Origin of the sequence: Bradyrhizobium sp. NDS-1, assembly GCF_032918005.1 — a bacterium.
GTDB classification, from domain to species: Bacteria; Pseudomonadota; Alphaproteobacteria; order Rhizobiales; family Xanthobacteraceae; genus Bradyrhizobium; species Bradyrhizobium tunisiense.
In genome coordinates this window covers 453,694-475,886 of sequence record NZ_CP136628.1, presented here as the reverse complement: position 1 = coordinate 475,886, position 22,193 = coordinate 453,694, and the positions used below count along the sequence as shown (strand labels likewise).

The following is a 22,193-nucleotide window of genomic DNA, read 5'->3' as shown; positions in this document are numbered from 1 at the left end:
CATCAGTAAATCGACGGCTCGCCGATCGGCGCGCCGAAATCGGTCTCGAGGAAGTCGAAGTCGCAGCCGTCATTGGCCTGCTTGATGTGCTTGGTGAACATCCAGCCGTAGCCGCGCTCGAAGCGGCGCTCGGGCTGCTTCCAGGCGGCGCGACGCTTGGCGAGCTCGGCCTCGCTCACGTCGAGATTGATGGTGCGCGCTTCGACGTCGAGCGTGATGCGGTCGCCGTTCTGCACCAGCGCCAACGGGCCGCCGATGTAGGATTCCGGCGAGACGTGCAGGATGCAGGCGCCATAGCTGGTGCCGCTCATGCGCGCGTCCGAGATGCGCACCATGTCGCGCACGCCCTGCTTCACGAGCTTGGTCGGGATCGGCAGCATGCCCCATTCCGGCATGCCCGGCCCGCCTTGCGGCCCGGCATTGCGCAAGATGAGGATGTGGTCCTCGGTGACGTCGAGATCGGGATCGTCGACCGCCTTCTTCATCGACGGATAATCGTCGAACACCAGCGCGGGACCGGTGTGCTTGAGGAAGCGCGGCGCGCAAGCGCTCGGCTTGATGACGCAGCCGTCGGGCGCGAGGTTGCCCTTGAGCACGGCGAGCGCGCCTTCCTTGTAGATGGGGTTGTCGATGCCGCGAATGACGTCGGCATTGTGGACCTCCGCACCCTCGATGTTCTCGCCCAGTGTCTTGCCGGTCACCGTGATGCAGTCGAGATGCAGATGCGGCTTGATCTGGCCCATCAGCGCCGGCAGGCCGCCGGCATAGAAGAAATCCTCCATCAGATAGGCATCGCCGCTCGGCCGCACGTTGGCGATCACGGGCACCTTGCGGCTCGCGATCTCGAAATCGTCGAGCCCGATGTCCTGGCCGGCGCGGCGGGCCTGCGCGATCAAATGGATGATCGCGTTGGTCGAGCAGCCCATCGCCATCGCGACCGCAATGGCGTTCTCGAAGGCCTTCCGGGTCTGGATCGTCGTCGGCGTCAGATCCTCCCAAACCATCTCCACGATGCGGCGGCCGCATTCGCTGGCCATGCGGATGTGGTTGGCGTCGGCGGCGGGAATCGAGGAGGCGCCGGGCAGTGTCATGCCGATCGCTTCCGCGATCGCAGTCATGGTCGAGGCGGTGCCCATGGTCATGCAGGTGCCGTAGCTGCGGGCGATGCCGGCTTCGATGTCGAGCCAGTCCTTGTCGGAGATTTTGCCGGCGCGGCGCTCGTCCCAGTATTTCCAGCCGTCCGAGCCCGAGCCGAGCGTCTTGCCCTTCCAGTTGCCGCGCAGCATGGGGCCTGCCGGCAGATAGATCGCCGGGATGTTCATCGAGGTCGCGCCCAGCAGCAGCGCCGGCGTGGTCTTGTCGCAGCCGCCCATCAGCACCACGCCGTCGACGGGATGGCTGCGCAAGAGCTCCTCGGCATCCATCGCCAGCAGATTGCGGTAGAGCATCGTCGTCGGCTTGAGCAGCGATTCCGACAGTGACAGCGCCGGCAGCTCGATCGGCAGGCCGCCGGCCATCAGGATGCCGCGCTTGACGTCGTCCACACGTGACTTGAAATGCATGTGGCAGGGCTGCGCATCCGACCAGGTGTTGAGGATCGCAATGATCGGACGGTCCTTCCACTCCTCCGGCGCGTAGCCCATCTGCATGGTGCGGGAACGATGGCCGAACGAACGCAGATCGTCGGGCGCGAACCAGCGCGCGCTGCGGAGCTGGTCGGGCGTTACTTTCTTCTTGGTCATGATTGGGTGCCCCATTTCTGCACGGTGTTCCGCTCGATGGCGCGGAAGATCAGGTTCTCGACAAAGAGCCCGATGATGATCACCGTCAAGAGGCCTGCGAAGACCGCAGGTATGTCGAGCAGGTTGCGGTTCTCGAAAATGAACCAGCCGAGTCCACCCTGACCCGAGGACACGCCGAACACCAGCTCGGCCGCGATCAGCGTACGCCAGGCAAAGGCCCAGCCGATTTTCAGCCCCGTCAGGATCGATCCGAAGGCGGCCGGGATGAGGATCTTGGCGACATAGGGCAAGCCGCGCAGGCCGTAATTGCGCCCGACCATGCGCAGCGTGTTGGAGACGCTCTTGAAGCCGGAATGGGTGTTGAGCGCCACCGGCCACAACACCGAATGGATCAGCACGAAAACGAGACTGCCGTTGCCGAGGCCGAACCAGATCAGCGCCAGCGGCAACAGCGCGATCGCCGGCAGCGGGTTGAACATCGCCGTCACCGTCTCGAGGAAATCGGTGCCGATGCGGGTGGAGATGGCGAGAATGGTGAAGATCGCGGCCAGCACGATGCCGGCCGAATAGCCCATGAACAACACTTTCAGCGACGCCCAGGCGCGCATCGGGATGGTGCCGTCCTTGACGCGATCGAACAGCGTGATCGCCGTATCGTGCAGCGTCGGGAACAGCAGCGGATTGTCGAGGACGACGCCGTACGCCTCCCAGACCGCAGCCAGGAACAGAATGATGACGGACTTGCGGACGAAGCCGTCGTTCCAGAGCAATTCAGGCACGCTCAGCTTGCGCTCGACCTCGCCCGCACCGGCAGCGGCCGGCTCGGCCCGCAGCAATATCTTGGCTTCGCCCATCAGAGGCTCCTCAATGCGCGGTCGCTTCTTGTGCGAACAGCAGATCGTGGATCTCCTTCTCGAGCCGGCCGGCGCTGCCGTCTTCGCTTCCGACCTTGTCGACGCCGACCACCTCGGCCTTGACGCGGCCGGGGTGCGGCGACAGCAGCAGAATGCGGTTGCCGATGCGGATCGCTTCCGCGATCGAATGGGTCACGAACAACACCGTGAATTTGGTCTCGCTCCAGAGCTGGAGCAGCTCGTCCTGGCAGGTTCGTCGCGTCAGCGCGTCGAGCGCGGCGAACGGCTCGTCCATCAAGAGGATGTCAGGCTCCATCGCCATGCCGCGTGCGATCGCAACGCGCTGCTTCATGCCGCCCGACAGCGTGTGCGGATAGGCGTCGACCACACGGGTGAGCCCGACCTTCTCGATATAGGCCCGCGCCTTCGCTTCCGCGTCCTTGCGCGAGAGCTTTCGCGCGGTGAGCAGCGGGAACATCACGTTGGCGAGCACGCTCTTCCAGGGCAGGAGCTGGTCGAACTCCTGGAAGATCATCATGCGATCGGCGCCGGGACCGTGGATCTCGCGATCGTTGATGGTCATGCGGCCTTCGCTCGGGCTCATATAACCGCCGACGGCCTTGAGCAGCGTGGACTTGCCGCAGCCGGAGGGGCCGAGCAGCACGAAGCGGTCGGACCTGTCGACCGTAAAGCTCACCCTCTCCGTGGCGGTGACGACGGCGCTGGAGGTCTTGTAGCGCAGCGTCACGCCGCTGACGTCGAGCAGCGCCATCAGTTGCCCTTCAGGTCGTGCGCGACGGGGAGATAATATTCCGTCCACGCCTTGGGCTGGGTCTTCAGGGTGCCGGTCTTGAAGAGATGGGCGGCGAACTTCATCGTGCCCTGCGGCTCGAGATTCCACTCCATCATGCCGGGCTCCTTCAGGAGTTCGAGCAACTCTTCCACGGAGGTCTTGTCGCCGGTGATCTCCTTGTAGATCTCGACCGCCTGCCTGGTGTCGCGGCGGATCAGGTCCTGCGCTTCCTTGGTGGCGTCGCGCACGGCCTGGACGATCTTCGGATTGGCGTCGGCAAATTTGGTCGTGGTGAAGAACTGGGCCTGGCTGAGCGGCCCGCCCATCACGTCCGGGGATGACAGCACGATATGCGCGCCCGGCACGTTCTTCAGCTCCAGGAAGCTGAAGGGCGGGATCGCGAAGTGGTTGTGCACCTCGTGCTTGGGGTTGGACAGCGCGGCATAGGCATCCGGGTGCCCGAGCTGAACGGTGTTGGCATCGAGCTTCGACCATTGGTCGGCGCCGAACGCCTCGGCAGCCGCGATCTGGAGCACGATCGCCTGGGTCGAGACCTTCACGGTCGGCACCGCGATCTTGTCGGAGGGGCCGAAATCCCTGATCGACTTGATGTTGGCGTCGCGGCTGATCAGCGTCATCGGCTGCGCCGAGGTCGCAACGATGCCCTTCACCCCGCCGCGGGTGCGGTCCCACAGCAGCAGGAGGTTGCCGGTGCCGGTGTTGAGGATGTCGACGCCGCCCGCGAGCAGGGCATCGGTCTGCGCCCCGCCGCCGGAGAAGGTGATCCATTTGGTGGTGACGTCTGGGACGCCGAGGGAAGCTGCGTGCTTCTCGATCAGCTTCAGCTTCTCCATGATGTGGCTCGGCATGTAGAAAATGCCGGGCTGTCGCGACAGCGCGATCTCGGATTTCTGCTGAGCGTGTGCGGCGGATGCCGACAGGGCGGTTGCTGCGATCAGGATGCCCGCCGCAAGCCTGCTGCGAAGATGGTTGATCATGGCTGTGGGTTTCCTCCGGTCATCGTCGAGCTGCGTTGACGCTGGTGATGCACTAATATATTAGTGCATCAAAGGCAAGCCCGCAGGACCCGCGATGGAATCGCCCCACCCCGCGCCGCGCGCGGCACCACGACAGGCCGCCCGGCTCGATCGCGGCCGTCAGGCCGCGCCGCAGGTGTTCGAGCGGCTGCGCAATGCAATCGTTGCCCTGGAGCTGCCGCCCGGCGCCCCACTGTCACGCGCCGAGCTTGCCGGCCAGTTCGGCGTCAGCTCGACACCGGTGCGCGATGCGCTGATGCGGCTCGAGGAAGAAGGGCTGGTCGACGTGTTTCCGCAGCATGCGACCGTGGTCAGCCGGATCGACGTCGATCGCGCCCAACAGGCGCATTTCCTGCGTCAGGCGCTGGAGCTGGAGATCGTCCGCCTGCTCGCAACCGGTGCCGACACGTCTCTGATCGTGCGCCTGGATCGCGCCATCGCATTGCAACAGCAATTTGCCAGGGCCGGTGACTTCGAGGCTTTCATGGCCGGCGACAACGATTTTCACGCCCAGCTCTACATAGCCGCAGGCAAGCAGGATCTGTGGGCGCTGGTGCGCAGCCGGAGCGGACACAGCGATCGCTTGCGACGGCTGCACCTGCCCTCGCCCGGCAAGGCCCAGAACATCGTGCGCCACCACAAGCTGATCACGCGTGCGATCGAGGCCAAAGACCCCGAGGCCGCGCAACAGCATCTGCGCAAGCATCTGTCGGGAACGCTGAGCGAGCTGGACAATATCCGAAGCAACTATCCCGAGTACCTGACAGATTAGCTAGGCAGCGTTCCGGCAGCTTCGCCGCTCCGGCCCGCGATAGTCGGGAACGCCGCCCTTGCGGCGGTCCATCGGACCGCTGCGCAGCTTGACGAAGAAGGCCTGGACCTCGGCGGCGAGGCGCTCGGCCGCTCCCGAAACCTGGTTCGCCGCCCCCCTCACGTCGTCGGCCGAACGGTTGGTTTCCGCGATTGCGCCGGAGACGGTGCCGATGCTGGTGGCGAGCGTCTGTGTTCCCGAGGCCGCCATCTGGACGTTCTGCGAAATCTCCCGCGTCGCCGCGCCCTGCTGCTCGACGGCGCTGGCAATCGCCGCGGTCACCTCGTCGATCCCGCGCATGGCGGTCGCGACCTCCTTGACGGAAGCGACGGCGCTACCGGTCGAGTTCTGGATCGCGGTGATGTGCCGGGCGATGTCCTGCGTCGCGTTGCGGGTCTGGTCGGCCAGCGCCTTGACCTCCGAGGCCACCACCGCAAAGCCGCGGCCGGCCTCGCCGGCGCGGGCGGCCTCGATGGTGGCGTTGAGCGCCAACAGGTTGGTCTGGGCCGCGATCGCCTGGATCAGATCGACCACCGAGCTGATGCTCTGGGCGGCGTGCGCGAGGCCTTCGATCTCGGCCTCAGAGCGCGCGGTCACCTCGCCCGCCGATCGCACCGTCTTGTTCGACAATTCGATCTGCCGGCCAATCTCGACGATGGAGCTCGCAAGCTGCTCCGCCGCGGCAGCGACAGTCTGGACATTGACCGCGGTCTGCTCGGAGGCGGCTGCTGCGGACGCGGCCTGGTTCGTCGCATGATGCGCGATGCCGCCCAGACTCTCCGCGGTCTGCCGCATGGTGCCCGCATTCTCGCCGACCAGCGTGAGCAGGTCGCGCGAGGTTACGCGAAACTCCTCGACGGCGCTCTCCATGTTGCGATTGGACGCCTCGCGCACCTCCGCTTCGCGCGCAAGGCCCGCAGCGGCCTGCTGCTGAGCGATCACATTGTCACGGAATTTCGCCACCGCCTTCGAGACGGTTCCGATCTCGTCACCCCGTTCCGCCGTCCTGAATGCGACACTGGTGTCGCCCCCGGACAGCAGCGCGGAATCGTTCACCAGCTCGACGATCGGACACGTGATGGATCGCGCGACCAGGATCGCAATCGCGGTGCCGAGCACGAGCCCCGCGGCGAGCAGGATCCATTGCAGCTGCAGCAGCCTCTCGGCCTCGACGGCCATGCGGCGGGCGTCCTCGGCGAGCTTCGACTGCTGGTCGCTCTTGAGGCCGCCGGCACGCTTGCCCTCCGCGTCCTTCCGGCCGTCGAGCAGGTCGAGGATTCGAGCCGCACGGGGCGCCGCCTCGGTGGACAGGATGAAGACAGGCATGTTCCATTGCGGCGTCTGGCGGATCGCGAAGATCTTGCCCGGCGACGCCGCGAAGGTTCCATTTGCCTTGGCGATGGCCTGATAGGCGGTTCTCTGGGTGGACGTCAGCAGCGCTTCCTGCGTGCCCACGGCGGCGAGCGCGGCCTTGAAAGTCGCGAGCGGCTTCTCGAATTTGTCACGGTCGGCGGCTTCGCCGGAGGCCACGTAGAGCCGCAGTTGCGATCCCGCTGCGGCAAGGTTGCCGCGGACGTCGGCGAAGGTCTTGAGCAGGTGCTTGCGCTGCGGCGTCGCCTCGAGCGTCTGCTCCTCGTCGATCATCGCGGTGATTTCGGCGAACATCGTCGCGATCAGCGGCGCGGCCTCTTTCGTCAAGAGCTCGCTCGCCGGATAGGCCGACGGGGTGAAGGCGGCCAGCTCGGCCTTGTCCTGGGCCTGGCGGAATTCCGCAATCAGTGCCCTCGCCTCGCGCCAATTGGCCTTGTTTTCCGGGCTGGAGAATCCTTCCGCCATGCGGTCGACCGCAGCCACGGTGCGATCGAGCTCGGCCCAGACCGCGGCGCGGTCGCGCTTGCCCTGCGCGTCGCCGGTCAAGAGGTAGCCGCGCAGCGTCGAGAGCGTGGAATAGAGATTGCCGACGAGCTCGGTGCTTGCAATCGCGACCGGCGCCCGCTGGTCTGTAACGGTCCTGATGCGCGAGGTGATGTCCGAGACCGCGGTGACGGTGTAGATCACGGTTGCCGCGAGCAGGAGGCAGATGAGCGCGAAACCGCCGAGCAGCCGGGTGCGAATTCCGGTGCTCGCCATCGATTTGAACATGGGTCTCTCGTACTGAATTCGTCTGACCGGCGGGGCTCGCCGGGTACCCCGGACGGGGCCAATGCGATCCGTGACAATTGCCTTCTGAAACTGGTTCCGATTCTGTCCGCCGCCGTTTAACCTGCGGTGAAGTTCGGCATCCGTGCAACTACGGCGAGAAAAATAGTTCAGCCTCATGTGCACGGAACCATGCATAATGACGGCACCATGCCGAGGCCCGGGCCGGACCGCCGCACGCCATTCGCGAAGTGCTTGCAGGCTGAGCGGAATCCGAGCAACAATTTCATCTTTGATGGTTTGATTTGGGTCGCAGGGAATCTCCCATCCGGCCCGGAGGAATTCAGACGTGGCCAACATCCTGATCGTGGATGACGACCCGGCCGTTCAACTCACGATCCGGCTGCTCCTGGAGAGGGCCGGTCATCACGTCACCGTCGCCGGCGATGGCCGCAAGGGACTTGCGCTGTTCGAGGCGGGCCGGTTCGACCTGCTGTTTCTCGACATCTTCATGCCTGGCATGGACGGGCTGGAGACGATGCGGCACATCCGGGCGCTGGTTCCGGCCATTCCGATCATCGTCATTTCCGGCCGCTCGATCACGCCGGACGCCTATGCAGAGCCGGACTTCCTGAAGATGGCGACCAAGCTGGGCGCCGTGGCAAGCCTGCAAAAGCCGTTCAGACCCGGAGCACTGCTCGCCGCGGTCGACGGCTGCCTGAAGGCGGGCGAGCCGGAGGGGTCCGATGTCAGCTCCGGCCACCGATAACGAGGGCGCCTCCGCTTCAGGCCTGATCGGCCGTGATCGCCCGGGAAGTCCTGCGAGGATCCGCATGACGCTCGCCACGCGGCTGGCCATCGCAATGATCTTGCTGGTGGCGGTCACCGTGGCCGCGGTCGGCTGGCTGGGCTTTCGCAACACCACGGAGGCGGTCATTCCGCGCGTGCTGGAGCGGGTCGAAGCCCAGTCACGCCTGCTCGCGACCAATCTGGAATCCTATGTTGCCGGAGCTCGCGGCGATCTGATCGGCTATCGCTCCGCCGCGGCCATCAATGGCCTGATCCGCGCTCACCTCGGCGGAGGAATCGACCCTTCAGACGGCGTCTCTGAGCAAACCTGGCGCGAGCGCATCGCCACGCGGCTCGCGGCCGAGATCGAGGCCAAGCCCATCTACGGGCAGTTCCGGATCATCGGCCTCGACGACGACCAGCGCGAGCTGGTCCGCGTCGACCGCTCCGGCCCGAACGGAACGGCACGGATCGTCCCCGACAGCGAACTGGAGCGCAAGGGCGAACGAACCTACTTTCAGGACACGATAGGGCTGGCGCCGGGCGAGATTTACGTCTCGCCCGTCGATCTCGCGACCCGCCAGGGCGGCACCACGGCCTCGCACGGTCCGACGCTGCGGGTCGCGACGCCACTGTTCACGCCGGATGGCAAGCCGTTCGGTATCATCATCGCCAATATCGACATGCGTCCGGCGCTCGACCACGTCCGCGCGACGGCGAACTCGGGCGGGGAGATTTACGTCGTGAATTCGCGCGGCGACTATCTCGTTCATCCCGATCGCGCGCGCGAATTCGGTTCACTGCGGGGCAACCCCACCAACTGGCGCGATGATTTTCCATTCTTCTCAGCCCTGGTCGGCACCTCGGACGTGTCCACGCGGCTGATGACCGACGGATCGGGCGGGCCGAGCGGCGTGGCGATCGCGCCGGCACTGCTGGCAAGCAAGGAATGGATCGCGATCATCGTGACCGTTCCCCCGTCCGTCTTCGGCAGAGTGCCGGCCGCCATTCAAAAGACGTCCTTGCTGGTCGGCGTGCTTGCCGTCCTCGCCGCGGCTTCGCTCGCGGTGCTGCTCGCGCGCTCGTTGACGCGCCCGATCGGCCGCCTGACCGCGGCCGTCGAGGCGATCGGCCGCGGAAAACCGGCGGACATTCCCGTCGATGCCGGCGGCGAAACGGGCGTGCTGGCGCGGGCTTTCGCCCGGATGGTCGAAGAGACCCGGGCGAAAACGGCCGCGCTCGAACGCGAAATCGAGGAGCATCGCCGCACCGAGGCCGCGCGAAGCCATCATGCGGCGCGCGAGCATTTGTTCAGCGCCGCCGTCGAATCATCCGACGACGCGATCGTGATGCAATCGCTCGACGCCATCATCACGGGCTGGAATCCTGCGGCCGAACGCCTCTATGGCTATTCGGCGAACGAAGCGATCGGGAAACCCACCTCGATCATCGTCCCGCCCGACCGCCGCGACCATGGCAAGGACTATCTGGCACGGATCGCGCGGGGAGAGCCGATCGAACGATTCGAGACGGTGCGCCTGCGCAAGGACGGCACGCCGGTCGAGATTTCGCTCAGCCTGTCGCCGATCAGGGGGTCTTCGGGCGAGATCGTCGGCGTCTCCGGTACCGCGCACAGCCTCACCGAGGCACGGCGGGCCGAGCGGCAGCTCCAGCATCAGCTCGAAGAGCGCCGGCAGATCTTCGACACCTCGCAGGATCTCATCATGATCATGGATGCGCGGGGCCATGTCGCGCAGATCAGCCCGAGCAGCGAGACCATTCTCGGCTACCGGCCGGACGAGATGATTGGCCGCAGCGGCGCCGACTTCATTCATCACGAACATCTGGAGCAGTCCCGCGAGGACATGCGCGGACTGCGCCGCGGCGAGCGCGTCAAGGTCGGCGACACGCGCTGCTTCCACAAGGACGGGCACGCGGTCTGGCTGTCGTGGATGGGCAGCTGGTCCGAGCAGGCGCATCGCTTCTTCTTCGTCGGGCGCGACATGACGGAGGCGCGGCTCGCGCAGGAATCGCTGCGCGAGAGCGAGCGGCTCGCCCGCAACATCGTCGAGACCTCGCTCGACGCCTTCATCCAGACCGACGAGACCAGCAGCATCCTGAACTGGAACTCGCAGGCCGAACAGCTCTTCGGCTGGCACCGCGACGAGGTGCTGGGCAAGAGCACGATCGACCTCATCGTCGCCGAGAGCGAACGCGAGAGGGTCAGGGCGGGCCTGAAGCAGTTCCTGGAGAACGAGGACGGCAGATCACTGAAGCGCCGCCGCGAGCTGATGTGCCGCCGCCGCGACGGCAAGGAATTCAAGGCCGAGCTGAGCGTCACCGCGCTGAAGCGCCGCGAAGGCGTGCTGTTCAACGTCTTCTACCGCGATCTCACCGACAAGATCGCCGCCGAGGAGCGCATCCGCCATGCCGAGAAGATGGAGGCGGTCGGCCAGCTCACCGGCGGCGTGGCGCACGATTTCAACAACATCCTCACCGTCATCACCGGGACGATCGAGATCCTCGCGGAGGCGGTCGAGCAGGAGCCGCAGCTTGCGGCCATCACCAAGATGATCGACGAGGCCGCCGCGCGCGGCGCCGACCTGACCCAGCATTTGCTCGCTTTCGCGCGCAAGCAGCCGCTCCAGCCGCGCGAGGTCGATATCAACACGCTGGTCGTCGACACCGCGAAACTCCTGCGGCCGACGCTGGGCGAGCAGATCCAGATCGATTCGGTGTTCGAGGACGAGATTTGCGTCGCGATCGTCGACCCCAACCAGCTCACCACCGCGATCCTCAACCTCGCGCTCAACGCCCGCGACGCCATGCCCGATGGCGGCAAGCTGATCGTGGAAACCGGCGCCGCCTATCTCGACGAGGTCTATGCCAGCGTCAACGACGTCCGGCCCGGCCATTACGTACTGATTGCCGTGAGCGACACGGGTACCGGAATTCCCGCAAACATGCTGCCCAGGGTGTTCGACCCCTTCTTCACCTCGAAGGGACCGGGCAAGGGCACCGGTCTGGGGCTCTCGATGGTCTACGGCTTCATCAAGCAGTCCGCCGGACACATCAAGATCTACAGCGAGGAAGGCCACGGCACCACGATCAAGATGTACCTGCCGCCCGGCAAGACGCCGACGGCGGCCGGTGAAGGCGTGACGCCGGCGACGATCGAAGGCGGACACGAGACGATCCTGGTGGTCGAGGATGACAGGCTGGTGCGCGACTATGTGCTGGCGCAGCTGCATTCACTGGGTTACGTCACCCTGCAGGCCGCCAACGCCGCGGAGGCGCTCGCGATCGTCGCGGCAGGAAAGCCGTTCGACCTTCTGTTCACCGACGTCATCATGCCCGGCAAGATGAACGGACGGCAGCTCGCCGACGAGCTCCTGAAGACGCGCCCCGATCTCAGGGTGGTCTACACATCAGGCTATACCGAGAACGCGATCATCCATCACGGCCGGCTGGATTCCGGCGTGATGCTGCTGGCGAAGCCCTATCGCAAGTCGGATCTCGCGCGGATCATCCGCAAAGCGCTGAGCGCGTGATTGCGCTCTCGTGTCCCGGACAAGGCGCAGCGCCGCAAGCGCTGCGACGCAGAGCCGGGACCCAGAACTGTCGGCGGAGAGATTGGAAAGCTGGGCCCCGGCTCTGCAGCGCATCACTGCGTGACACGCTGCGTCCGGGGCACGAGAGGAGAGCCAGTCGCCTTACGACGCGCGCTGCGCCGCGGTCATGACGATGCGGATCAGATCGGCGGCGTTGCGCGCGCCGAGCTTCTTCATGATGTTGGCGCGGTGATCCTCGATGGTGCGCGGGCTGATGCCGAGCGTGCGGCCGGCCTCCTTGTTGGACGCACCGGAGGCGAACTGCTCGAGCACCTCGCGCTCCCTGCGCGTCAGCGGCTCGCGTCCGGGGAAATGCAGCGAGCCGAATTTCGGCGAGGCGTTCTCCGCCTGCCTGCGCGCATAGGCGCCGATCGCCTCGTCGAGCCGGCCGACGATCTCGCTGCCCCGGAACGGCTTCTCGATGAAGTCGAGCGCGCCGCTCTTGATCGCGCCCACCGCCATCGCGATGTCGCCCTGTCCGGAGATCATGAAGATCGGTGCCGGATAGTCCTCGCCGTGCAGCTCCTTCAGAATGTCGAGGCCCGACTTTCCGGGGATGTTCACGTCGAGCAGGATCGCAGCCGGTGTGCGGTTTCGGGCGACGGAGAGCAGCGCTGCGCCGTCCGCGAAACAGATCACCTCATAGCCCGCCGCCTTCAACACCATCGACAGAGTGTCGCGAACGGCAGGGTCGTCGTCGACCACGAAGATTTCACCGCGAGAGCTTTGTTCGGCCATGTGCCACATCCGGTTGGCATGAAGGACTCGCGTCCGCGCCAACCGTTTATGGCGTTCGGCGCGGATTCGGCCCACCCGTATTTGTACGGGACATGCACTTAACGCACAAGTAGCGGCAGGGTGCCTAATTGCGGGGTACGGAGAATATCCATGCTAATTTCGCTCGCATCCCCGCTCGACGCGATGCCTGAAAACGACAGCCGTCAGTTGATCGCCGCCGATCTTCGCGCTCTGATCACTCGGATCGAGAGCAGCATGCGCCTGATCGACGCAGCCACGATGGAAACCGGCTTGTTGGAAGCAGGCGATCCGGCCGGTTCCGCCGACTTTTTCGTGCTCGACGACGTCACGCCGCGCTATGCGACGGCGAGCGCCGCCCTCAACGCCTGCCGGGCGGACCTCGGCCAGGCCCTGCGATGTCTGTCGGACTTCGGCAGCCCCGGCATGGAGCGCGACCGGCGCGGCCCAGCCGCCGCATTCCCATCGCATGGCAGTTCCGCAGCCTAGGCGCGGTGCCGTTCCACGATTGCATCGGTGGCAACACCGCCCCAGGTGTGCATCGCCGGAAGACCCATCGCTGTCTTGCCGAGATTGGCGAGGCTGATGCGCAAGGCCGCGAGGTCGAGCGGCTTCGGCAGGCTCTGGAGCTCGATCCCGACGGACCGGGCGAAGCTGCGGGCGGCGCTGCGGCGCTTGCCGTCCATGCCGCTGATGACGATCACGGCGCCGCCGAACTTCGCCGCCGCCATCTCGCGCAGCACGTCGATGCCGTCGCCATCCTCCAGCACGAGATCGAGCGTCACGCAATCGAAGCGGGCGCCACGAAGCTTCTCGATCGCGTCCGCCACCGACGGCGCCACGGTGACTTCGTGGCCGGCCTGCTTGGCGGCGACCGTGATCAGGCTGCGCTGCGTGGCGTCGTCATCGACCACCAGGAGCTGAAGCGCACGCCGCTCGGTGCTGTCGGGGAGGTTTGAAGGGACGGGGGAAAGAGAACTTCTGGGCATTGCCGTATCCTGAGATTGAGACCGTCAATGGATACACGGTTCGCGCTTCAGCGACGTAAAGCGGCCAAGGCAAATTCGCTGGGATGTTTCAGCAAATCTAAAGCAACATGCCAACGGCGCGGCCGCTGGCCCGCCGATCAGGCCGCTTCGTCACGGCCGCCGGCCGCGCCGCGCTTCTTCCTGTTCTTGCCGCGCAGGAACTGGATATCCATTTCGGCGCCGTTGACGCGGACCAGCTCACAGCGGCGATAGGCGAGGCCCGTGGACGACAGCAGCAGAAAGAACTCTTTCAGGTTCAAGCCCTGGATCGAGCCTTCCACCGTCAGGATGGCGTCGGTGTCGGAGATCGCATTGAGCTTGCAGTCGCGGCGCCAGGTGCCGTCGATGGCCATGATGCAGACGTCATAGCCGCGACTGAAAGTCACGCGCTCCGTGCCCTTGCCATCCTCGGCCATGTCTAGCGTCCTGCCATGACCGCCATGCGCGGTGCTGCTGCGCCGGCGAGAGCCGGCTTGGCGGCCGCCGCACGCGGATCGTTCGGTTTGTAGAGGCCGCGCCGCTCCGGAATCGGGCGGAACGTATCGGTCAGACCGACCACGGTTTCGGCCGCGCCCAGCACCAGGAAGCCGTCGGGCTCGATCTGGCGCGCCAGCCGGTTGAAGATGTTGATCTTGGTGTCCTGGTCGAAATAGATCAGCACGTTTCGGCAGAAGATGACGTCGAAGGTGCCGAGCTGAGCGAAATCATGCAGCAGGTTGAGCTGTCGATGCTGGATCATCGCCCGCAACTCGGGATTGATCTGCCAGGTCTCGCCGGTCTGCTTGAAATATTTCATCAGCATCTGGATCGGCAGGCCGCGCTGCACCTCGAACTGGCTGTAGATGCCGGCCTTGGCCTTCTCCAGCACCTCCTGCGACAGATCGGTGGCGATGATCTCGACGCGCCAGCCGGTCAGCGCCGCCCCCATCTCCTTCAGGCTCATCGCCAGCGAATAGGGCTCCTGCCCGGTCGAGCCCGCGGCGCACCAGATGCGCACACTCCGACGCGCCGCGCGCGCCTTGATGATTTCGGGCATGATGGTGTCGCGGAAATGATCGAACGGGACCTTGTCGCGGAAGAAGAAGGTCTCGTTGGTGGTCATGGCTTCGACCACGTCGGTGATCAGCGTACGCGAGCCGCCTTGCAGCTTCTGCACCAGTTCGGCGATACCGGAGAGGCCGGCCTTGCGGGCGAGCGGCAGCAGGCGGCTTTCGATCAGATATTGCTTGTCTGCGGACAGGTCGAGCCCGGAATTGTCCTTCAGGAACTTGCGCAGATACTCATACTCGGTCGGGGTCACGGATGGCCTCTTCGAAGCTGTACTGGAACACTCTGGCCAAAGCACTTCGGCCAGACACACTCAGACCATGGCTTGTCCGACCGGGATCAAACCAACCTCTGCGAATTTGTCGGCGATGATGTCCTTGTCGAAGGGCTTCATGATGTACTCGTTGGCCCCGCCGCTGAGCGCCTGGGCGATATGAGCCACGTTGTTCTCGGTGGTGCAGAACACGACCTTGGGCTGGTCGCCGCCGGGCAGGCGGCGCATGTGACCCATGAACTCGAAGCCGTCCATCACCGGCATGTTCCAGTCGAGCAGCACCGCATCGGGCAGCTGCCGCTGGCAGATTTCGAGCGCCTTCGAGCCGTCCTCGGCCTCGGTAACTTGGAATTCCAGGCCTTCCAGGATCCGGCGCGCGATCTTGCGCACGACGCTGGAATCATCGACCACCAAACATGTCTTCATTTTGGTTCTCCGGCTTCGACGTTTTTTCGTTGGCTCACGCGGCCATTTGCACTTTGGTTTCAAGCTCGAGGACGCGATCGACGTCGAGGACGACCATGAGCTGTCCGTCGAGGCGGTGGACGCCGCCGGCGAGCTTGGCCATGCGGGGATCGAGGTTGACGGGGTTCTCTTCCATGCCGGCCTCGGGCAGGCGCAGCACCTCGCCGATCTGGTCGATGAGCAGGCCGTAGGATTCGCCGCGCAGATCGACGCCGACCGCCATCGGCACCTTGCCGTCCTCGGGCTGCGGCAGGCCGAGCCGGGCGCGCATGTCGACCACGGTGACGATGCGGCCGCGCAGATTGAGGACGCCTGCGATCTCGCGCGAGGACAAGGGCACGCGGGTGACGCGCTCGGGCATGAACACGTCCTGGACGCGCGAGATCGGCAGGCCGAACAGCTGGCCGCCGATCATCGCGGTGACGTATTCGACCATGGCGCCTTCAGCGGACTGGGTCTTCTTGCTGGTCATGTGTGTCTCCTGATCCCTGTCCTGCTCTTACGCCGCCGCGCGGCTCAGCTCGGAGGCGCCGGCGGCGCCCGCGGTCTGCTCCTTCAGCGCCGCGATCAGACCGGGCCGGTCGAACTTGGCGACATAGTCGTGGAAGCCGGCCTGACGGCCGCGCTCGATCGCCGCCGGCGACACCAGCGCGGAGAGGCCGATGATCGGCATCGAGCCCAGATTGTTGTCGGAGCGGATGGTCTCGGCAAACTCGAACCCGTTCATGTCGGGCATCTCGATGTCGGTCAGGACCACGTCGAAGCTCTGGGCGCGGAGCGCGGCGAGGCCCTCCTGCGCGGTCGGCGCGGTGCGGACGCGGTAGCCGGCCGCCTTGAGGACGGGGGCCAGCATGTTGCGGAAGAACGCGCTGTCGTCGACCAGCAGCACCGACTGCGAGTGCAGCGACGGCTTCATCTCCTTGCGGGTGAACCAGTCGGCGAACGCCATCGGCAGGAAGTGGCCGACATCGATCACCTCGGTGGCCTGGCCCTTGATCACGGCCGAGCCGAGAATGCCGGAGGAGGAGCCGCCGACCTCGATGTTGAGCCGTTCCTCGACGATGTCGATGATCTCGTCGACGACGAGGCCCATGGAGCGGCCATCGTCGGCGAACACCAGGATCGGCTGGGCGCCCTGGCTGGCGATGGTGACGCCCTCCATGGCGATGAGCGGCATCAGCTGCTCGCGGTACTGCACCATGTAGCGGCCGTTGGAGAACTCGATCTTGTCGGCGGGCAGCTCTTCGAGGCGCGTGACGAGGCCAAGCGGGACCGCCTTGGGCTGCGACGAGCCGGCGCGGAACACCAGGAGCGAGGTGGTCTGCTCGCCGCTGCCGATGTGATGCGCGCCGTTCTCGTCGCCCATGTCATGGGCGGAGGAGCCGGCGGCGCCGAGCGCCTTGGCAATGCCGTTGGGGTCGATGATCATGATGACCGCGCCATCGCCCAGGATGGTGTTGCCGGAGAACATGTCGATGTGACGCAGTTTTGTGGACATCGGCTTCACGACGATCTCTTCCGTATGGAAGACACCATCGACCACGATGCCGAAGGTCTGGCTGCCGACTTGCGTGACCACGATGAAGCCGTTCTCGGGATCGGAGGCCGCGCCGTCGTCGATCTTGAGGAGCTTCTTCAGGTGGATCAGCGGCAACAGCTTGTTGCGCAGGCGCAGCACCGCGGTGTCCTTGATGCGCTCGATGCGGTGCTCGGAGTTGGCGCGGGCCCGCACCAGCTCGACCACGGAGAGCTGGGGAATCGCAAAACGATCGCCGGCGGCTTCCACGATCAGGGCGGAGACGATGGCGAGCGTCAGCGGGATCTTGATGGTGACCGAGGATCCTTCGCCGGCCACGCTCTTGATGTCGATGGTGCCGCCGATCTGGTCGATGTTGGTGCGCACCACGTCCATGCCGACGCCGCGGCCGGAGACCGAGGTGATGGCGGCCGCGGTCGAGAAGCCCGGCGCGAAGATGAACTTGTGGATCTGGGCTTCGCTCATCTTCTCGAGCTCGGCCTCGGTGACGAGACCCGAGGAGATCGCCTTCGCCTTGATCTTCTCGGTGTTGAGGCCTCTGCCGTTGTCGGCGATGCAGATGATGATGTGGCCGCCCTCGTGATAGGCGGACAGGCGGATGGTGCCCTGCTCGCCCTTGCCGGAAGCGAGGCGCTCGGCGGGGGTCTCCAGGCCATGATCGGCGGAGTTGCGCACCATGTGGGTGAGCGGGTCCTTGATCAGGTCGAGCACCTGGCGGTCGAGCTCGGTGTCGGCGCCGTGCATCTCGAGTTCGATCTGCTTGCCGAGTTCGCTCGACAGATCGCGGACGATGCGGGGCAGCTTCTGCCAGGCATTGCCGATCGGCTGCATGCGCGTCTTCATGACGCCTTCCTGCAGCTCGGCGGTGACGTTGGACAGGCGCTGCAGCGGCACCTTGAACTCGGTGTCCTCGTTGCGGCGGGAGATCTCCAGCAGCTGGTTGCGGGTCAGGACCAGCTCGGAGACCATGGTCATCAGATGCTCCAGCGTGTCCACGTTGACGCGGATCGACTGGTTGGCGATGCTGGCGCCTTCGGAGGCTCCCTCGTCGGCCATCGATTTCTTCGGCGCGGCCTTCTCCTTGGCAGGCTTTGCAGCTTCCTTGGCCGTTTCCTTGGCCATGGATGCCGGCGCTTCAGCAGCGGCCTCGACCCTGGCAACGGGCGCGGGCGCCTCGATCGCGGTCTCGCGGAAGGCGCGCTCAAGCTCGTCGAGCGAGACCTCGCCCGGACGGAGCGGACGCTCCAGGGTCTGGTCGATCAGCGAACCCGTGGTCATGTCTTTTGCCGGTGCAGGCGCGGCGGCAACAGGAGCTTCCGGCACCAGCGGCGGCGCCTCGGTGACGGGAGCAGCGGCTCCTGCCGCGATCGGCGAAGCCGACGCCGCCGGCATCGGCTGCGCCGAGCCTGACATCGCCGCCATGCCCTGCTCGACCATCGCTTCCAGCTTGTCGATCAGGTCGCGGTCGTTCCCCTCGGGCTCGGATTCGGTTGCCTCCAGGCCCGCCAGAATCTCCTTGATGCGGTCGATCGAGGACAGGATCACCGTCACCGCCTGCCCGGTCACCGGCATGCCGTCACGGAATTTGCCCATCAGCGTCTCGCCGGCATGTGCCAGCGCTTCGAGCCGCGGCAGGCCGAGGAAGCCGCAGGTGCCCTTGATGGTGTGGACCAGGCGGAAGATGTTATCCAGGATCTTGGCGTTGTTCGGCTCCTGCTCGAACTTCACCAGCTGATTGTCCACGGTGTCCAGGCTCTCGCTGGTCTCCGTCAGAAACTCCCGCAACAGATCATCCATGAGCTACGCCTTACTGAGCTGGACTTCGACGCCTGGGCCGCGCTTGGAATCGACGGAAGCCCTTTTCGATCGTTAGACATCCCCTTTCACGGTCCCGTTAATTTCATCCTCCGTGCTAATACGGATATTGAAGAGAAGTTTGCCGTTCGGCTGCATTCGGGGAGGCCTTTCGGCAAAACCGTCATCGCGCCGCGGCGGCGAGAGGCGTCAGGTAAACGCGCCGACAACGGCGCGGCGGGATGCACGCGAAAGTCCTGCTCCTGTAGGACGATAGGCACGGCCTGCGCAGGATTGAACGACGCCGTCCGCAATCGGGGGCGCCCTCGCGGCCGTCGTTTCGCGTCTGGCGAGATCCGCAGAAGTTCGCGCTTTCGGTAAACGAACAGTTACCCCGCGGCCGCCGCGGCGCGCGCGGCGCTAACCCAGTCGCGCGGCCGACGCAATGTCGCGGTGCTCCGCCAGGCAATCGTTGATGGCGGCGAGCAGCGCGTGCGGCGTGAACGGCTTGCGCAGACAGCGTGCGGCCCCAAGCTCCAGCGCCATCCGGAGGAAGTCGGGTGCGGGCGAATTCAGATTGGCGAAGGCGTAGCCGGACATCGCGATCAACGGAATGACGGGCGCCCGCTCGTGGAAAATCCGGATCGATTCGAACCCGCGCATGTGCGGCATGAAGATGTCGATGATCATCAGATCGAACTGTTCGTGTTCGAGGGCCCGCAGTCCGGCTTCACCTCCCTCTGCGATCGTGACGCGAAGATTGTTACGCTGGAGATAGATCTCGATGGCCATGCACACCATCGGATCGTCATCGACAACGAGAATATGGTGCAGGCCGTCTCGTCCCATTTGAGCGTCCCGTTCTGGCAATTCAATCATGGGGCCGTGGCGCACGCCTTTCTCCTCTGGGTTCGATCGAGAAATGAATGGTCGTCAATGTCGTTTGCGGCGCCGGGAAAACGAAGACCATGGACGCGACATCTGCGGCCAGGTGGCGCCATGATCTGGAGCAAAGTCGGATGACTGTGAGCACTCGTCCGATGCAAGTGGATGCCCGCGGCGACCGGCGTCCGATCGCAGCACGGATGCAGTGCTTCCGGCTCATGAAGGGCCCCCTTGCCGCTTTTCCTGCGCCCCTTGCAGGACAGGCGCGCAGGCTCCGGAGCGAATCAGCGCGTCGCTCCTATTTCCGCCGCAAATGCCCTGGGCTGTCTGCCCTCTAACGGGTATATGGACATCTCCACAACCGTTACGATACATTTTTCCCGCCGCGCGACTGGGTGACGAACGAGCGCGGCGCAACCGGAATATCGAGACGCGCCAGATTGACCCGCATGACCGCGAGCGGCCACCTGCCCAATCAGTTGCTGCAAATGCTCGATGCGGCAGATTTGGATCTGCTGCGTCCACATCTCACGACGGTGGAAATGGTCAGGGAGACTGTCTTGGGCGAGGCAGGCGCCGCGCTGAAGTATGTCTACTTTCCTCACGGCGGCTCCATTTCGATGACGGTCGGCCTGTCCGACGGACAGATGATCGAGATTGCGATGCTGGGTCGCGACAGCGTCGTGGGCGGCGGCGCAGGGCTTGCCGACGGCATCATGCCGGCGGACGCTGTCGTGCTGTTTCCCGGCACTGCTGCAACGCTGGAAATAGCGGCTTTCCGGGCCGTCGCGGCCGCAAGCGCGCCGTTTCGCAGCCTGATGGTCCGCCATGAACAGGTCCTGCTCGCGCATGCCCAGCAGTCCCTGCTCTGCAACACGCTGCATCCCGTCGAGGCGCGGCTGGCGCGCTGGTTGTTGCGTGCGCGCGACCTGTCGGACAGCGAGATTGTTCCGCTGACGCAGGAAGCCCTGGCGCAGATGATGGGGGTACGGCGCAACGCCATTTCGCTGGTCGCACATGAGCTTCAGCGGGCCGGCATCATTCACTACAGACGCGGCCGGATCGAAATCGTCGACTTGCGGGCGCTGGAAGCGACCTCCTGCGTCTGCAATTCGGCAGTGAAGGCCCACCGTATGCGCCTGATGGGTCCCCCGCGGTGACGAGAACTCCACGCGCTCCGACTGCACGCCGACGTATACACATGCAAATGGGACGATCGTCCGACGCGGCGGATCGGACAACTTGTCCCAATTGCCAATATATCCCGACGGGAGAATGATCGAACTTACTCGCCCAAGGAGCGGTTTCACCTACCGCGCCCTGCTTGCGCCGGAAGAAGGGAGGCAGCTTTGGAGTCGATGGGGCGCCCGCCCAACGGTTTCCTGTCGGCACTGCCGGCGGACGAATATGAATTGATCCGCCCGCACCTGCGAACAGTTGACCTGCCCCATGACGCGGTGCTGGTCGAGACCGGGGAGACGCTGAAGCGCGCTTATTTTCCTCACCGCGGCGTCATCTCGCTGGTGGTGAAACTCGCCAAGGGCGAGCATGTGCAGGTCGCCATGATCGGCCGCGACAGCCTGCTCGGGGCGCTCTCGACCATGGGCGATGCATGCGCGTTGAACACCGCCATCGTGCTGGTGCCGGGCCTTGCGTCGGTGATGGATCTCGACCGGCTGCGGATCGCCGCCAACCAGAGCATCCTCCTGCGCACGCTGCTGACGCGCCACGGGCTGGCGGTTTACGCGCAGGTCCAGCAGACCGCAGGCTGCAACGCCGCCCATCCGGTGGAGGCACGGCTGTCGCGCTGCCTGTTGCACACTCATGACCTGTCGGGCGACTACCGGCTGCTGCTGACGCAGGAGGCCATGGCGCAGATGATCGGAGCGCGGCGCAACAGCGTGTCGCTGGTCGCCAATACATTGCAACAAGCCAATTTCATTCATTACAGCCGCGGGCACATCCAGATCGTCAACCTCGACGGCCTGCGCCAGACGGCGTGCGAATGCTACGCCATCGTGAAGGCCCAGTACGACCGACTGCTCGGCACGCGCTGACCGTGGCTCGCATGGTGAACCGCCGGCTAATGCCGGCCCGCAAACACCTCATAACCTGCTACTGGAACTGAAATTCATATGCCGTAGACACGGGCGTGTGCCCGCGCCGGGACGTGCCGCGCGATAGCGATCCGTGATCAAGGCAAGGCCATGTTGGAAGTCACCGTCTTACCCGCGCAGAAGGCGCTCGATGCCGAACCCGCGCGTGAGCCGCACGCCTACGAAGCGCTGGTGCGCGAGATCGGCGAAGACGGCGCTTGTGAAGTGCGCGACGTGTTCTGGAGCGAGAGCTGCGCGCGCCTCCAGCTATTCCGCACGCTCTCGCCCGCACAGCACCATGCCAGGATCGCGCGCGAAGCGCATTCGCTGAAGGGCGCGGCAGCGACGTTCGGCTATGTCAGGCTCGCGGCGCTGGCGCTCACGCTCGAGAAGTCCGCAGAGCGGCTCGGCGATGTCGAATTCCGCGATCTGCTGGACCTGATGGATGCCGCCTATGCCGCCGCACGCGCACAGGAGCCGCCGCGCTAACCACTCGGGCGTGCATTCCCGCCGTACTTCTACGGTTTGCGATTTT

General features: G+C 65.2%; 20 protein-coding genes. 7 read left to right on the top strand and 13 right to left on the bottom strand.

From position 1 onward, the window contains the following. Positions 1–2: 2 nt before the first annotated feature. From araD to RX330_RS02250, 4 genes are read right to left on the bottom strand one after another with little or no spacing between them, the layout of a single operon-like run. Positions 3–1,742 (bottom strand): L-arabinonate dehydratase, encoded by a 1,740-nt coding sequence (gene araD, locus RX330_RS02265; RefSeq protein ID WP_317241932.1) that lies wholly within the window; start codon positions 1,740–1,742, stop codon positions 3–5. After that, a complete protein-coding gene (locus RX330_RS02260) occupies positions 1,739–2,596 on the bottom strand; it encodes an ABC transporter permease (protein ID WP_212088952.1) in 858 nt (285 codons plus the stop codon). The genes araD and RX330_RS02260 overlap by 4 nt, the downstream gene beginning before the upstream one ends. A gap of 10 nt (positions 2,597–2,606) precedes the next feature. Further along, positions 2,607–3,368, bottom strand: coding sequence for an ABC transporter ATP-binding protein (locus RX330_RS02255; protein WP_212088950.1), 762 nt, complete (start codon positions 3,366–3,368; stop codon positions 2,607–2,609). Then, positions 3,368–4,387 (bottom strand): ABC transporter substrate-binding protein, encoded by a 1,020-nt coding sequence (locus RX330_RS02250; RefSeq protein WP_317241931.1) that lies wholly within the window; start codon positions 4,385–4,387, stop codon positions 3,368–3,370. The genes RX330_RS02255 and RX330_RS02250 overlap by 1 nt, the downstream gene beginning before the upstream one ends. A gap of 94 nt (positions 4,388–4,481) precedes the next feature. On the opposite strand from RX330_RS02250, the gene RX330_RS02245 reads away from it, so the two are divergent. Beyond that, positions 4,482–5,198, top strand: a complete 717-nt coding sequence (locus RX330_RS02245) for a GntR family transcriptional regulator (RefSeq protein ID WP_317241930.1) — start codon at positions 4,482–4,484, stop codon at positions 5,196–5,198. Here the strand turns inward: RX330_RS02245 and RX330_RS02240 are convergent, their stop codons facing one another. Further along, positions 5,199–7,379, bottom strand: a complete 2,181-nt coding sequence (locus RX330_RS02240) for a methyl-accepting chemotaxis protein (protein ID WP_317241929.1) — start codon at positions 7,377–7,379, stop codon at positions 5,199–5,201. A 346-nt stretch (positions 7,380–7,725) separates the two neighbouring features. Between RX330_RS02240 and RX330_RS02235 the strand changes: the two genes are divergently transcribed. Beyond that, a complete protein-coding gene (locus RX330_RS02235; RefSeq protein ID WP_317241928.1) occupies positions 7,726–8,145 on the top strand; it encodes a response regulator in 420 nt (139 codons plus the stop codon). Next, entirely contained in the window at positions 8,123–11,716 is a 3,594-nt protein-coding gene (locus RX330_RS02230) for a PAS domain S-box protein (protein ID WP_317241927.1), read from the top strand. The genes RX330_RS02235 and RX330_RS02230 overlap by 23 nt, the downstream gene beginning before the upstream one ends. Before the next feature lie 162 nt (positions 11,717–11,878). Here RX330_RS02230 and RX330_RS02225 read toward each other — a convergent pair whose 3' ends face one another. Beyond that, positions 11,879–12,514: a response regulator transcription factor gene (locus RX330_RS02225; protein WP_026202588.1), complete on the bottom strand. Its 636-nt coding sequence runs from the start codon at positions 12,512–12,514 to the stop codon at positions 11,879–11,881. A 183-nt stretch (positions 12,515–12,697) separates the two neighbouring features. On the opposite strand from RX330_RS02225, the gene RX330_RS02220 reads away from it, so the two are divergent. After that, a complete protein-coding gene (locus RX330_RS02220; RefSeq protein WP_317241926.1) occupies positions 12,698–13,021 on the top strand; it encodes a hypothetical protein in 324 nt (107 codons plus the stop codon). Here the strand turns inward: RX330_RS02220 and RX330_RS02215 are convergent. From RX330_RS02215 to RX330_RS02185, 7 genes are all read right to left on the bottom strand, one after another. Next, entirely contained in the window at positions 13,018–13,521 is a 504-nt protein-coding gene (locus tag RX330_RS02215; protein ID WP_212088934.1) for a response regulator, read from the bottom strand. The genes RX330_RS02220 and RX330_RS02215 overlap by 4 nt on opposite strands. Before the next feature lie 137 nt (positions 13,522–13,658). Further along, positions 13,659–13,976, bottom strand: a complete 318-nt coding sequence (locus RX330_RS02210) for a hypothetical protein (protein ID WP_018321617.1) — start codon at positions 13,974–13,976, stop codon at positions 13,659–13,661. 2 nt (positions 13,977–13,978) lie between these two features. Next, the gene (locus RX330_RS02205) at positions 13,979–14,860 is read right to left on the bottom strand and encodes a CheR family methyltransferase (protein WP_212088932.1); all 882 of its coding nucleotides are present in this window, start codon (positions 14,858–14,860) and stop codon (positions 13,979–13,981) included. Positions 14,861–14,920: 60 nt separating this feature from the next. Then, positions 14,921–15,307: a response regulator gene (locus tag RX330_RS02200; protein WP_028143851.1), complete on the bottom strand. Its 387-nt coding sequence runs from the start codon at positions 15,305–15,307 to the stop codon at positions 14,921–14,923. 34 nt (positions 15,308–15,341) lie between these two features. Continuing rightward, positions 15,342–15,818 (bottom strand): chemotaxis protein CheW, encoded by a 477-nt coding sequence (locus RX330_RS02195; RefSeq protein ID WP_212088930.1) that lies wholly within the window; start codon positions 15,816–15,818, stop codon positions 15,342–15,344. 27 nt (positions 15,819–15,845) lie between these two features. Further along, entirely contained in the window at positions 15,846–18,680 is a 2,835-nt protein-coding gene (locus RX330_RS02190) for a hybrid sensor histidine kinase/response regulator (protein WP_317241925.1), read from the bottom strand. Positions 18,681–19,097: 417 nt separating this feature from the next. Continuing rightward, positions 19,098–19,511, bottom strand: a complete 414-nt coding sequence (locus RX330_RS02185) for a response regulator (protein WP_410707574.1) — start codon at positions 19,509–19,511, stop codon at positions 19,098–19,100. Between the two features lie 500 nt (positions 19,512–20,011). On the opposite strand from RX330_RS02185, the gene RX330_RS02180 reads away from it, so the two are divergent. From RX330_RS02180 to RX330_RS02170, 3 genes are all read left to right on the top strand, one after another. Next, positions 20,012–20,722, top strand: coding sequence for a Crp/Fnr family transcriptional regulator (locus RX330_RS02180; protein WP_317244040.1), 711 nt, complete (start codon positions 20,012–20,014; stop codon positions 20,720–20,722). 198 nt (positions 20,723–20,920) lie between these two features. After that, complete coding sequence (locus RX330_RS02175; protein WP_317241923.1) at positions 20,921–21,619, top strand: Crp/Fnr family transcriptional regulator; 699 nt, start codon at positions 20,921–20,923, stop codon at positions 21,617–21,619. Positions 21,620–21,769: 150 nt separating this feature from the next. Beyond that, positions 21,770–22,147 (top strand): Hpt domain-containing protein, encoded by a 378-nt coding sequence (locus tag RX330_RS02170; RefSeq protein WP_317241922.1) that lies wholly within the window; start codon positions 21,770–21,772, stop codon positions 22,145–22,147. Positions 22,148–22,193 lie beyond the last annotated feature (46 nt).

Coding starts and splice junctions, on each gene's coding strand:
- araD (WP_317241932.1), bottom strand. CDS start 1,742: ATGACCAAGAAGAAAGTAACGCCCGACCAGCTCCGCAGCGCGCGCTGG.
- RX330_RS02260 (WP_212088952.1), bottom strand. CDS start 2,596: ATGGGCGAAGCCAAGATATTGCTGCGGGCCGAGCCGGCCGCTGCCGGT.
- RX330_RS02255 (WP_212088950.1), bottom strand. CDS start 3,368: ATGGCGCTGCTCGACGTCAGCGGCGTGACGCTGCGCTACAAGACCTCC.
- RX330_RS02250 (WP_317241931.1), bottom strand. CDS start 4,387: ATGATCAACCATCTTCGCAGCAGGCTTGCGGCGGGCATCCTGATCGCA.
- RX330_RS02245 (WP_317241930.1), top strand. CDS start 4,482: ATGGAATCGCCCCACCCCGCGCCGCGCGCGGCACCACGACAGGCCGCC.
- RX330_RS02240 (WP_317241929.1), bottom strand. CDS start 7,379: ATGTTCAAATCGATGGCGAGCACCGGAATTCGCACCCGGCTGCTCGGC.
- RX330_RS02230 (WP_317241927.1), top strand. CDS start 8,123: ATGTCAGCTCCGGCCACCGATAACGAGGGCGCCTCCGCTTCAGGCCTG.
- RX330_RS02225 (WP_026202588.1), bottom strand. CDS start 12,514: ATGGCCGAACAAAGCTCTCGCGGTGAAATCTTCGTGGTCGACGACGAC.
- RX330_RS02220 (WP_317241926.1), top strand. CDS start 12,698: ATGCCTGAAAACGACAGCCGTCAGTTGATCGCCGCCGATCTTCGCGCT.
- RX330_RS02215 (WP_212088934.1), bottom strand. CDS start 13,521: ATGCCCAGAAGTTCTCTTTCCCCCGTCCCTTCAAACCTCCCCGACAGC.
- RX330_RS02210 (WP_018321617.1), bottom strand. CDS start 13,976: ATGGCCGAGGATGGCAAGGGCACGGAGCGCGTGACTTTCAGTCGCGGC.
- RX330_RS02200 (WP_028143851.1), bottom strand. CDS start 15,307: ATGAAGACATGTTTGGTGGTCGATGATTCCAGCGTCGTGCGCAAGATC.
- RX330_RS02195 (WP_212088930.1), bottom strand. CDS start 15,818: ATGACCAGCAAGAAGACCCAGTCCGCTGAAGGCGCCATGGTCGAATAC.
- RX330_RS02190 (WP_317241925.1), bottom strand. CDS start 18,680: ATGGATGATCTGTTGCGGGAGTTTCTGACGGAGACCAGCGAGAGCCTG.
- RX330_RS02180 (WP_317244040.1), top strand. CDS start 20,012: ATGACCGCGAGCGGCCACCTGCCCAATCAGTTGCTGCAAATGCTCGAT.
- RX330_RS02175 (WP_317241923.1), top strand. CDS start 20,921: ATGGGGCGCCCGCCCAACGGTTTCCTGTCGGCACTGCCGGCGGACGAA.
- RX330_RS02170 (WP_317241922.1), top strand. CDS start 21,770: ATGTTGGAAGTCACCGTCTTACCCGCGCAGAAGGCGCTCGATGCCGAA.